The following is a 12,928-nucleotide window of genomic DNA, read 5'->3' on the forward strand; positions in this document are numbered from 1 at the left end:
TCATAAAGCAAAATAATTAGTATTTAAAACATTTTATTTTATAAGCTCTTAGATATTATCTAAGAGCTGTATATATCTTTTTAATTCTCCACTTTTACGATAGCCATTTTCCCGTTGTATGGCTTAGATCCTTTAGCTTCTAATGCCTTAGTTGCCTCTGGTAATCCATCGAACTTATCGTAATAGATGTAATATTTACTTGTTGTCACGTTGTAGAAGAAATTAACATCTGTACGTCCAGCCGCTACGGCTTTTCTTAAGAATTCATCTCTTTTTTCAACGCTGTTGTGAACCGCAATAATTAAATAATAACCATTATCAGAATTTTTAATATTCTTAATAATCTGCATATTCGACTGGTCTTCTCCAAAATCAAAATCACTTGCCTTCAATGGTGTGCTGCTTAATTTTGTGGTCTCTTTTATACGTTTAAGAGCGGCAACGTCCTGTGCATATCTTCCTTGATCGTTTTCATATGCTGCACGTTTAATTCTACGTTTTTTCTCAATCTCCGTTTCAGTCTTAATACGCTCTAAATTTGAAAGCAGAACCGCACTGTCTTGCTCCATTTTTAACTGTGCTGCTTTTAACTCATTTATCTTATCTAAATAAGCTTTATTCAAAGCGTCATTTTTATTTGGAACTTTTTTAAGTCTTTCGTTATACAAATTAGTCAGCTTGGCAATTTCTTCTTTTTGCATTCTGCTCGCATCTGCAAGTTGTCCTTTTAAGGCCTCTAACTGACTGTTTTCTGCAGCAACACTTTTAAATGGTTTTGGCTCTTTATAAATACCTTTTTCACTTAAATCGTTCTCTTCTCTTAAATCATTCAAATCTCTTTGTTTATTAGCTACTGTTGTATTAAACTGAGATAATAAATCTTTCTGTACTTTACTTGAATTTTCTAATGACTGTGTTAAGTTTTCAATAGCTTTAGCTGAATCATCTTTTGGAGTTGCTGCTGCTTTTGCCGCAGCTTCGGCAGCTAATCTTGCCTGAAGCGCTTCTGCATCAGCTTTCGCTTTAGCGTCTGCCAATAATTTTGCCTCACGTGCTTCTTCTGCTAATCTTAACTGTCTCGTTTCTTCTTCCGCTTTCATTTTTTCAGTCGCTTCCGCATCTGCTTTTGCTTTGGCATCTGCTAATAATTTAGCCTGAGCCGCCTCCATGTCTGCTTTTGCTTTTGCGTCCGCAGCAAGTTTTGCTTGGCGGGCTTCTGCATCAGCTTTTGCTTTTTCTTCCGCTGCTTGTTTTACTCTAAGAGCTTCAGCATCTGCTTTCGCTTTAGCGTCTGCGGCTAATTTTGCTTGAAGTGCTTCTGCATCAGCCTTAGCTTTTGCGTCGGCAGCAAGTTTCGCCTGTAATGCTTCTGCGTCTGCTTTAGCTTTCGCATCGGCTGCAAGTTTCGCTCGAAGTGCATCAGCTTTGGCTTTTGTCTCAGCATCGGCTTTTGCTTTTTCTTCAGCCGCTTGTTTTGCTTTCAGCGCTTCAGCATCGACTTTCGCTTTTGCATCTGCAGCTAATTTAGCCAAGCGAGCTTCTTCAGCTTGTTGTAATTGTTTAGCTTCAGCATCTGCCTTTGCTTTCGCAGTTGCTTCTGCATCAGCTTTAACTCTTGCATCTGCAATTAGTTTTGCTTGTAATGCCGCCATATCAGCTTTTGCTTTAGCTTCAGCTGCCAATCTCGCTTGTTCCGCTTCTGCATCAGCCTTCACTTTAGCTTCAGCTGCCAATTTCGCTTGTAATGCTTCTGCATCGGCTTTTGCTTTAGCCTCAGCGGCAAGCTTCGCTTGAGCGTCTGCTTTTGCTTTGGCATCGGCTACTAATTTTGCTTGAAGTGCTTCAGCATCGGCTTTAGCTTTTGCTTCTGCTGCTAATTTTGCTTGTGCTTCGGCATCGGCTTTAGCCTTAGCATCTGCCGCCAATTTAATTTTTAAAGCTTCTGCATCTGCTTTCGCTTTTGCTTCTGCCGCTATTAATGCTTGTCTTGCTTCAGCATCTGCTTTTGCTTTTGCTTCGGCAGCTAATTTTTCTTTCAAGGCCGCATCTGCAGCTGCTTTTGCTTTTGCATCTGATGCTAGTTTCGCCTTATTTGCGGCATCAATTGAAGCTTTAGTTTTTGCTTCGGCAGCAGCTTTTGCTTTTGCTTCGGCAGCTAACTTAGCTTGCAATGCATCAGAATCTGCTTTTGCTTTTGCATCAGCAGCTAGTATCGATTGTAAATCTGCTTCTTCCGCTTTTGCTTTAGCTTCGGCTTTTCGTTTTGCTTCAGCTGCATCAGCCTTAGCTTTATCATCTGCTGCTAATTTTATTCTTAAAGCTTCCGCATCTGCTTTGGTCTTCGCATCTGCCGCAAGTTTAACTTTAAGAGCCTCTGCATCTGCTTTTGCTTTATCAGCTGCTAACTGTGCTTGTGTTTTTTGTGGAGCTGTACTCGCTGCTGCAGGTTTATTTGCAATTGCTTGAGCTCTCGCTGCTGCAGCTGCATCAACTCTTGCTTTATTATCTGCGGCAAGTTTAATTCTGCGTGCTTCAGCATCGGCTCTGGCTTTATCTGCAGCCAATTGTGTTTGTGTTTTTTGTGTTGTAGCTACTGCTCTATTTGCTGTTGCAGTTTGTGCTCTCGCACTGGCCGCGGCATCAGCTTTAGCCTTAGCATCGGCTGCTAATTTTATCTTAATAGCTTCAGCATCTGCTTTCGCTTTATTATCTGCTTCTAATTTTGCTTTCGCTGCGGCTTCGGCATCAGCCTTCACTTTTTCTGCAGCGGCAAGTCTTGCTTGTTTTGCTTCTGCATCAGCAATAGCTTTAGCTTCAGCTGCTAATCTAGCTGTTTCGGCACCACTCACTCTTGTAACTGGAGCACTTGTAGTTTTCTTAGCCATTACAGCTTTTGGTTTCGCAGGATCTATTAATGAACCTTCTTCATCTTCACCGTAATAGTAATTTTTACTTTTAAATTTATATGCAATTGCAAATTCATGAGAACCTCCCATATTGGTGAAATTTCCCATTCCTCTTTCATAATTGTATTCGATCGAAATGCTAGGCGAAATATTAACGCCTAAACCAGCCGAAATTCCGTATAAAGTATTATATCCTGCCTGAGCCCAAACTCCTTGCGGAATAGCAAGCATGGCAAGTCCAGAAATAACTGTTTTATCTTTTTTAATCTCTGTTTTTACAAGTCCAGAAAATTTACTTCTGTCAAAAAAACCAAAACTATCCAAATAACCTGTGTACATTCCGTGCAGTTGTATCGCTCTTTCTGGATCATCCTTTACCATTCCTGAACCAAAATTGTAAAGCACTAAGTTGTTTATCGATAATCCGAAATCTAGAAATGCAGTTCCGTAATTAATACCCGGATTAACGGTTAATAAAGTATTTGAGGGATACTCTCCGTTTAAAACTTCAATGTCGTCAGTAATGATTTTACCTCTGTCTAAACCGCTTTTATAAACTCCTACATTCAAACCAAATGTTAAGTTGCTGTCTTCTTGCAAAACGATGTTATGAGCAAAATTTCCGACTCCGCCAAAAACAGTCATTAAACCATAATTTTGTTGAAATAAACCAAAAGCGAAAGCCTCATTTTCTCTAAAACGACCTGAATAACCTGCCAAATAAGTTTGCGGCGCATTATCAAATTGTACCCATTGTCTTTTATTATAAAAACTTGCATAAGCATTTGTTTCTCGAACAAAACTAAATGCAGGGTTAATTAAATATCTGTTGAACTTTAAAGAATTTCTTATAGGCATTGAAAACGAAACAACTCCATTCTCATTTTGTTCTTGAGAATAGAGTGCATTTGAAAAACCGTAAAATAAAGTTATGAATAGTAAAATTTTCTTCATCTTATTTAATCACAGTTATTGATCCTTTTTTTTCACCGGTGTCTGATTGAATGACATAGTAATATACTGGATTTACATTTTTAAAATCTATTGCTGTCTGCGGCCAATCGCCTTGATAGTTGTAAACATCAAGAACCTTTTCGCCGTTTGAACTTAGAATAATTACTTTGGTATTAGCATTTTTATAAGCATCTGGAATATTCCAATACGGACTTGCACTGCTGAGCTTAATTATATTTTGAATAACCGTAGAGGGTGCTGAAGGACCTGTAACTTTAAAACTAAATTCCTGAGAAGATATACATCCTGTAGTCTGCGAAATTTTTGCTTTATAATTACCCGGCGCAGCTACCAAGTATGATCTTGATGTCGCTCCTGCGATTACATTTCCATTTAATGACCACTCAAACTCTGGATTCGTAGCATCTGTTGTAAGACTGACATTAACAGTTTCGCCTTCATTAAGAGCGGTAGTATCTGCAACATCTATACTTGCTGTAAATCCGTTACTTTTAAGATCTATAGATCCTGAAGCGCTGCAGCCTCCAAAATCGACATCAACTGAATAAATACCAGATTCATTTGTCGCATAAGAACGACCTACAGCATCTTTAATAGCCACTCCATTCTTTTTCCATTGATACTTGTTTCCTGCGGTTGCTGTTAAAATTGTACCTGTCCCGTTTGAACAAAAAGGATTTCCTAAATTGGAATCGATTGTTACACCAGAACCTCCGCTTGAAGTAGCGACTGTCACTTTGTTTGAACTAATATTAACATCTGAACATTTGCCGTAATCAACCACGGCATAGTAACTCCCTGCTGTATTTACAACAAGGTCTTTACCGCTTTGACCAGCAATAGCAACATCGTCTTTATACCACGTATATTTAAGTTTTGGAAAGTTTAATGGTGATGAATTAGGTATAGAAGGTGTACTATTATCTATTGAAAGAGTTACACTTCCGCCTGGACAGATTGTTACATTAGTATTTTGATTATTAATAAAGAACTTCGATTCAAAATCTTTATAATAAACAGGAAAAGAAGTATCTCCAATAGAATTTTTAAATCGACCAGTTGTAACAGGAGATGCTCCTGAACTTTTAACTCTCAATCCGTACAAATCTGAACCTGTCAAATTTACAGGCACTGCAAATTTTATCGTTTTCTGTGTAGCACTAACATCTACAGCATCTAAAAAAGTTGTTGCAATAGGATTATCTGCATTGTCTAAAAGTTCTACGACAAATGTGGTTCCAGCAGGAAAATTAACATAACTAAATGATGCATAAAATTCATTAAACGAACTTCCTGCACATAACTTTTCCAATCCGTCAAGTTGCTTTGGAACAATAGTCTGCCCATAAGAACTTGATTTAGTAAATAGAATTATGCTAAATAAAATAAGTAATCTGGTAAAAGAAAAAGTAATTTTTTGAATCATATAGTACGCGTTCTAGATAAGTCTATACGTTCAAAAAATAAGATGTCTATGAATGTTTCTGAAAAATCATATTTATAGTTTTCAATAATATCTTTTGCAAGAATTGAAGTTGCACTAATTAATGAATTTTCATTACAGTCTGCACTTAGATCTTTCATTTCAGTTGCAATAGTAAGGCTGTCCTTGGGGGTGGACAGCCCTGCTATAAACTGATTAGAATTCTCTAATTGACTGATCCCTGTAGCAGGATCATTTTTTTGGTTTGTCGCTTTAAACGAAGTCAAATTACACTGTGCTTCAACAGAAACTATAGCTTCTGATGTTGCAACACTTTGTGCATATAGACTTAACGATATAGGCGAAAACAAAAATATTGTATATAAAAAATACTTTTTTGTAGATTGAGCCATTATGTCTTGATCTTTATTTGGTCCGGTTGAGACGATACATAAATTGTGTCTGGGGACTTTATTAATAAAATTTACGCGTTGAAATAAAAATCGAAATCTATTTATCTATTGCCGCTTGAAGCTGTGATTTTTCCTAGTTGTAATCTAAAATCTGGTTTTTTAGCGTTGAAAATGTCAATGAATGTTTCTTTGTTGCTGCTTTGAGAATAAACGTTAAAAAATACGCTGTTTCCGTACCAGCTTTCTAAATCTTCATTGTTAGAATTGTACTCTGTAAAGATGTTTCCTTTACATAGGTTAAAGTACATTTCTTCAAATTTGATTTTTTTAAGGTTAGCATCATTGATCTCTGTTTTGCTGTCTAACAATACAGCAGGATTAAATCCAGAGATTACACTTCTTTTCATTTCAAGAGAAGCATTTTCGGCTACATAAACAGCCTCTTTTACTAAACCTGATTGAATATCAGCATTGATGTTTTCACTGTCGTTAAGCATTGTAATATTAGTAGCAACAACTAAAGTTTGTTTTTTAGTAAAATCTGTTTCACTTTTCTTTTCGTATGATTTTACTTCCATACAACGAGATCCGTCTTTGTTACTAGACAAGTAAGATGATCTAACTGCTAATGAATTGTATAAACGACATTGAACTCCTTGAGTAAATTTATAGTCGTCGTTGATTGATTTATAAGAAACAAATTTTGTCGCATTTACATCACCTCCAAAGAAAGCAAATGAATCTCCTCCAGAGTAACTTACCATTACATTTTCTAAGATTGTTTTATTACCAACTCCAGCGATAGTCAATCCGTTGAAAGTATCAACACCTTTTACTTTTTTTCCAGCAAATTCGATTCTAACAAATCGCATAATACCAGAATTTGAAGCTGTATTATCACCGCCATAAGTAGTAAGCGTTGGGTCTAAGTCTAGGTTATAAGAACCTACATTTCCAAATTTGTTAATTGGAGCATCACCTAGAATAACTACTCCACCCCAGTCTCCTGCTTTTTTCAGGCTTCTGTTAGAAGTAAACACAATTGGATCAGTTTCTAAACCGTCAGCCATAATTTGTGCACCTTTAGTAACTACCAATGTTCCTTTTGTTTCAAAATCACCAATAATTAATGTTCCTGGTTCAATTGTTAAAACTGCATTATTAGTAACATAGACGTTACCTTGCAAAACATAAATATTCCTCTTCAGCAATTTTGTGTTAACAGAAATATTTCCTGCTAAAATTTGGTTTGCTTCTCCGTAATCTACTTTGTTAGGCTTAAATTCGGTCCAGTTGTTTAACCAATTGGTGTAGCCCATAATTCCTTTCTCTTGTTGAGCACTCATACTTGTGACTGTCAAAAAGATACAGATCAATTGAGTAATTTTTTTCATGATAAGGGGGGGTATTGGGGGTTAATAATAATTTGGGTATGCGTAAATGAAAAAACTCATCTCGAGATTTTCTGGTGGTATTCAGAACATATCGAGAACGAGTTAATTTTCTTTTTTTCTTTTAAAATGCTGTGAGAGCCTAAAGCTGTTCACGCATCAAAAAAGAGATTTAAAATATTTTTATAAAAATTACATTTCGTTCAAATCGTTGAACTCGTGTAAAGATTTCAATGTACTTTCGTAAAATAAAATAGCTGCGATTAAGTTTCCTTTATCAGAATATGGCATCATTTTTCTTTGAAATTCTACTGTAGTATCTAAGAAATTTGATGTACCCACAGCCTGAGCATCTAAAACTTTTTTGTGTTCGTTATCATCTGGAATACCTAAGTCTGCCATTGTAACACCCGGTTTTGTAACCAACGCAATGTAAGGGAGAGTTTTTACTAATACTTTAATTCGCTCAATGTATAATTCTAACAATTCCCCTTTTTGCATACCACTCAATTCTTTTTGATCGTGATATTTACGAATAAGAGCTGTCGTACTAATTATACTTCTTGGAGCGTTCTTTGCCTGAGCTGAAGCAGCAGCAGTTGTCAAGATAAAAAATGCACTTAATAAAATAATTTTCCCTTTCATAAATTCTTATTAAATAATTGGTTGTTGATGAAAACAAAAATATAGAAATTAACTTAAATTGCAACTTTATTGATTTGTTTTTTAAAAAAAAAAGCTTAAAAAAAGCTTAAAAACCAGCGTTATGTCGAGAAAATGTGCGTTTTAACGTGCTTTCTGTTAAAATTGTTAAAATCTAAACCGTAAGATTTAAGCCATAAAATTTAGAGTAAAATCTACTCTAAATAACCAAAAAAAGCATACGATTGTCGTTTTTTCAAAAAAAATATTAACAAAAAAGTCTTTATATTTACTAACATGAACAATTTTATTAACAAAAGTTCGTTAGCAAACCGCAAATATTTTTATAAAAATCCATCAGAATCTCATAAATTAAAGCTGCCGTATAAACTTTATCTGGAAAATTTTTGACTACATCATTTTCTTCTATCTTTGCCTCATGCAATTTTCACAAATTTTAGGTCAGGATTACATCAAAAGCCATTTAATAAAAAGCGCATCTTCTGGACGAATTCCGCATGCTCAATTATTCATCGGCCCTGAAGGAAGCGGTACTTTATCGACTGCAATTGCTTATGCGCAGTATATTTTGTGTAATAACACCGGGAACGAAAATGAAAACGGTAACGATTCCTGTAACCTAAAATTTCAAAACATCTCGCATCCCGATCTGCATTTTATTTACCCAACGGTTACTACCGAAGATGTAAAAACAAAACCAAAAAGCTTAGACTTCATTCAAGATTGGCGGACTTTCATTCACGAAATGCCATATGGCGGATTATTTGATTGGTATAAAATACTTGGTGTTCAAAACAAACAAGGAGAAATAAGAGTCGAAGATGCGCAAGAAGTTTTAAAATCACTTTCGCTGAAATCATACGAAGGCGGTTATAAAATTATGATTATCTGGATGGCTGATAAGATGAATATTGCAGCCTCAAACAAGCTGTTAAAACTTCTAGAAGAACCCTCTGATAAAACAATTTTTATCCTAATTTCTGAGAACGAAGAAGATATTATTCAAACCATACGTTCTCGTTGTCAAGTAATTCACTTTAACGGACTGCCGGAAAAAGTAATTGCCGAAGCTTTAATTTCAAAAGAAAATCTCGACGAAAAAACAGCTTTTAAAATTGCGCATCAAGCGCAGGGAAATTTCAATAAAGCACTTCATTTACTCAAAGAAGATGATTCTGAATATCCTTTTGAACAATGGTTTGTCAATTGGGTTCGCGCCGCTTTTAGAGCAAAAGGAAATGCTGCAGCAATTCAGGATTTAATTTCTTGGAGCGAAGAAATTGCAGGACTTGGACGCGAAAGCCAAAAGAAATTTATTCAGTTTTGTATTGAAATGTTTCGTCAAGCACTTTTGCTTAACTATCAAGCACCAACTTTGGTTTATATTGAACCAAAAGTAGACAAATTTAAACTGGAGAATTTTGCGCCTTTTGTAAACGGCAATAATATTCATGAAATTTTCAAAGAGCTTTCAGATGCGATGTATCACATTGAAAGAAACGGAAATGCAAAAATAATCTTAACCGATTTATCTATAAAACTGACTCGTTTAATTCACAAAAAATAATTTTCAGATGAATAATGCCGCCTCTATTTTATTATTAGCATTTTTAGCCATAACTTTTTTACAATCAGGCTATGAAAAAATTTTTTATTGGAAAGATAATGTTGAATGGCTTAAAGGTCATTTTGCCAAAACGCCTCTAAAAAACCAAGTTCCCCTTGCTCTATTTCATTTATTAATTTTAGAATTAATTTCTGGTGTTTTATGTGTAGTTGGAGCAATTCAATTGTTAACAAACAGCGGCCGAGAATATGGCTTTTATGGAGCAATTTTCTCTTGTATTTGTTTGTTAATGATGCTTTTCGGACAGCGATTAGCAAAAGATTATGATGGCGCAAGAACCATTGTAATTTATTTTATTCCTGCTGTAATGGCAGTTTATTGGTTGAACTAATCGACCGCAATCTTTAAAAAAGTAAGCCGCAATTTAAAAGGTTTTTAAATATGGAAACCGCGGTAAGAAAATAAAATTTTATCAAAAAATGAATGCAAAACATCCTTCAGAATCCCTAACTATTTTAACCGATTTAGTTTTACCAAGTGAAACAAATCCTTTAAACAATCTATTTGGCGGTGAGTTACTTGCCCGTATGGATCGTGCAGCAAGTATTGCGGCACGCAGACATTCTCGCCGAATTGTAGTAACGGCATCTGTAAATCACGTTGCTTTCAATAGAGCTATTTCATTAGGAAGTGTTGTAACTGTTGAAGCAAAAGTATCAAGATCTTTCAAAAGTTCGATGGAAGTTTTCATTGATGTTTGGGTAGAAGATCGTGAATCTGGAAGCAGAACAAAAGCAAACGAAGCCATTTATACTTTTGTTGCTGTTGATGATACTGGAAGACCTGTTGAAGTACCGCCAATCTTGCCAGAAACTGAACTTGAAATACAACGTTTTGATGCCGCTTTGCGTCGTAAACAGCTGAGTTTGGTCCTTGCTGGAAAAATGAAACCGTCTGATGCCACAGAATTAAAGGCTTTATTTTTATAATAAAATTTGTTACAATTTGTGACAATCTGAGTCACTCAAACTTCAAAAAAAAGAAGTATTTTTACCAAATTACAAGCCGAAAAAATAAAAATCAGAACGCCGTTTACTCTTTTTGATTTTTATTAAAAAGAAACAAAATAACAATTTTAGACAAAATAAAAAGATGAGTTCAGACAAAGAAGCCAAATTAAAAGCGTTACAATTAACGCTTGATAAACTTGACAAAACCTACGGAAAAGGAACCGTAATGAAAATGGGCGATAAAGCCATCGTGGAGGTAGAAACGATTTCTTCTGGCTCACTTGGCGTCGATTTAGCTCTTGGGGTAAATGGTTATCCAAAAGGAAGAATTATTGAAATATACGGTCCAGAATCTTCTGGTAAGACCACATTAACTTTACATGCTATTGCCGAAGCTCAAAAAGCCGGTGGTATTGCAGCATTTATCGATGCAGAGCATGCTTTTGATAGAAATTATGCTGAAAAATTAGGTGTAGATATCGAAAACCTAATCATCTCACAACCAGACAACGGAGAGCAGGCTTTAGAAATTGCCGAAAACTTGATTCGTTCTGGAGCTATAGACATCGTTGTTATTGACTCTGTTGCTGCCTTAACTCCAAAAAGTGAAATTGAAGGCGAAATGGGAGACTCTAAAATGGGACTTCACGCACGTTTAATGTCACAGGCTTTAAGAAAATTAACTGGAACAATCAGCAAAACAAACTGTACTGTTTTCTTCATCAACCAGCTGCGTGAAAAAATTGGTGTAATGTTCGGGAATCCTGAAACTACAACTGGTGGTAACGCATTAAAATTCTACGCTTCAGTTCGTTTAGATATTCGTCGTTCTTCTCAAATTAAAGACGGTGAGAACGTTATTGGAAACAGAACAAAAGTTAAAATCGTTAAAAACAAAGTGGCACCGCCTTTTAAAACTGCCGAATTCGACATTATGTACGGAGAAGGAGTTTCTAAAACTGGTGAAATTCTTGACTTAGCGGTTGAATTTGAAATCGTTAAAAAAGCAGGATCTTGGTTTAGTTACGGAGACACAAAATTAGGACAAGGCCGCGATGCTGTAAAAGCCTTAATTAAAGACAATCCAGAATTAGCTGATGAATTAGAAGTAAAAATTAAAGCGCACATCAAAGAATTAGCTAACGCTTAAATAATTATAAATCTGTAATTTATAGATTTATTCTCTATAACCCGACAAGTTTAAAAACCTGTCGGGTTTTTTATTTTCAAAAAAAAGCAAAAAAACAACGCAACCATTTTCAAATTAACCCATCTAATAAATAAAATTAATATTGGGGCAGGTATTTGCCATAAATACCTATTCAATGGTTTTTAGAATAAATTTGGTTGGTTAAGGTACAAATCCGTTAGTTTTTGGCTGACGGATTTTATCCTTTTTATTTTTTTCATTCCTTGACGCAACCTTTTTCATTTTTTACTATCTACTATTATGTGACGTTAACTGAGTATTAAACTCTTTATTACCAACCTTATAATATTTTAACCATGAAAGAGAAAATAGAAGTGTTGTACAGTAAAAACCGAAAAAAAACCAAATTGAAATTTAAAAAAGTACTCCGTTTTATCTCAGAAAAAATAATTCATAGATAAACTTCTTTAAATACAAAAGGACGTTTTTAATTCAAAAAGAAAACCCGATACTCATAAAGCTTGAATATCGGGTTTTGTATGTATTTATTTCTTAGAATCTTTTTTCTCAAACTCTAACAGTTCCTTGTAAATCAATTGTCTGACTTTATCTCTAAGTTCTTTTCTGTTTTCAGAAGTCAGCCCGCTCGTTTCAACAAAAGGCAAAACTTTTACTCTCATTTTTCCCGGACTGCCGCTAAAAAAAGTATACGAAAAACGCTGTTTATTGTCTGGATACACAATTGGAACAATTGGAATTTGATGGTCAATTGCCAATCTAAAAGCACCGTCTTTAAACTCATCCAGTAAAACACTTTCATCATCTGGAACTCCGCCTTCTGGAAAAATACAAATACTCAAACCTTGATTCAAACGATTCTGAGCACGTTTAAAAACCTCATTTTTACTTTTGGAAGAATTTCTATCTACCAAAATACAAGTTCTTTTATAGAAAAAACCAAATAGCGGAATTTTTACAAGCTCTTTTTTTCCCACAAAAACAAAAGGATTTTTTATGATGGCAAGCGTCAGCATGATGTCTGTCATCGAAGTATGATTAGCGACAATCATATAGCTTTTGTTCTTAATGAGCTTTTGTTCGCGTTTTACTTTGTAATAAAAACCCATCCCGTAAAGGATAAATTTAGCCCAAATGCGGGCCATTTTAAAGAAATAGGGATAACCTTTCTCCGATAGAATAGAAATCACTAAAAACGGCAGCATAATCACTATAGGAATAGCCATTAAAACATAAAACCAAATGCGCCATAAAACCCAAAAAACAATTTTAATTCCTTTCATGGTTTCAAATGTAAGAAAACAGAAATGAAATTAGATTTTTAGATCACTAGATTTTTAGAATATTAGACCTTTCTAGAAAATAAACTTTAAAATAACTCATATGTTCAATAAACTTTGCGGACATTGCGA

Annotated in this window: 10 protein-coding genes; 4 read left to right on the forward strand and 6 right to left on the reverse strand. The window is 35.1% G+C overall.

Features of this window, described 5'->3' with window-relative positions; genetic code table 11:
* Positions 1 to 80: 80 nt before the first annotated feature.
* The 5 genes from BOW55_RS21600 to BOW55_RS01815 form a co-directional block, all read right to left on the reverse strand.
* Positions 81 to 3,860 (reverse strand): type IX secretion system membrane protein PorP/SprF, encoded by a 3,780-nt coding sequence (locus tag BOW55_RS21600; RefSeq protein ID WP_129022713.1) that lies wholly within the window; start codon positions 3,858 to 3,860, stop codon positions 81 to 83.
* 1 nt (position 3,861) lies between these two features.
* Complete coding sequence (gene sprC / locus BOW55_RS01800; RefSeq protein ID WP_129022714.1) at positions 3,862 to 5,307, reverse strand: gliding motility protein SprC; 1,446 nt, start codon at positions 5,305 to 5,307, stop codon at positions 3,862 to 3,864.
* Positions 5,304 to 5,717 carry a hypothetical protein gene (locus tag BOW55_RS01805; protein WP_129022715.1) on the reverse strand — a complete coding sequence of 138 codons (414 nt, stop codon included), beginning with the start codon at positions 5,715 to 5,717 and terminating at the stop codon, positions 5,304 to 5,306. The genes sprC and BOW55_RS01805 overlap by 4 nt, the downstream gene beginning before the upstream one ends.
* A 101-nt stretch (positions 5,718 to 5,818) precedes the next feature.
* Positions 5,819 to 7,111: a hypothetical protein gene (locus tag BOW55_RS01810; RefSeq protein ID WP_089053496.1), complete on the reverse strand. Its 1,293-nt coding sequence runs from the start codon at positions 7,109 to 7,111 to the stop codon at positions 5,819 to 5,821.
* A 189-nt stretch (positions 7,112 to 7,300) separates the two neighbouring features.
* Positions 7,301 to 7,753, reverse strand: coding sequence for a hypothetical protein (locus BOW55_RS01815; RefSeq protein WP_089053497.1), 453 nt, complete (start codon positions 7,751 to 7,753; stop codon positions 7,301 to 7,303).
* Between the two features lie 436 nt (positions 7,754 to 8,189).
* Between BOW55_RS01815 and BOW55_RS01820 the strand changes: the two genes are divergently transcribed.
* The 4 genes from BOW55_RS01820 to recA all read left to right on the forward strand — a co-directional run bounded on the left by BOW55_RS01820 (position 8,190) and on the right by recA (position 11,498).
* Positions 8,190 to 9,338, forward strand: coding sequence for a DNA polymerase III subunit delta' (locus BOW55_RS01820; protein ID WP_129022716.1), 1,149 nt, complete (start codon positions 8,190 to 8,192; stop codon positions 9,336 to 9,338).
* A 7-nt stretch (positions 9,339 to 9,345) separates the two neighbouring features.
* Positions 9,346 to 9,729, forward strand: coding sequence for a DoxX family protein (locus tag BOW55_RS01825; protein ID WP_089053499.1), 384 nt, complete (start codon positions 9,346 to 9,348; stop codon positions 9,727 to 9,729).
* An 88-nt stretch (positions 9,730 to 9,817) separates the two neighbouring features.
* Entirely contained in the window at positions 9,818 to 10,327 is a 510-nt protein-coding gene (locus BOW55_RS01830; protein WP_129022717.1) for an acyl-CoA thioesterase, read from the forward strand.
* A gap of 163 nt (positions 10,328 to 10,490) precedes the next feature.
* Positions 10,491 to 11,498, forward strand: coding sequence for a recombinase RecA (gene recA / locus BOW55_RS01835; RefSeq protein ID WP_089053501.1), 1,008 nt, complete (start codon positions 10,491 to 10,493; stop codon positions 11,496 to 11,498).
* A 545-nt stretch (positions 11,499 to 12,043) separates the two neighbouring features.
* Here the strand turns inward: recA and BOW55_RS01840 are convergent.
* On the reverse strand, positions 12,044 to 12,799 hold the full coding sequence (locus BOW55_RS01840) for a 1-acyl-sn-glycerol-3-phosphate acyltransferase (protein WP_129022718.1): 756 nt from the start codon (positions 12,797 to 12,799) through the stop codon (positions 12,044 to 12,046).
* Positions 12,800 to 12,928: the final 129 nt, after the last annotated feature.

This window comes from Flavobacterium sp. YO12, assembly GCF_004119495.1.
Classification (GTDB): domain Bacteria; phylum Bacteroidota; class Bacteroidia; order Flavobacteriales; family Flavobacteriaceae; genus Flavobacterium.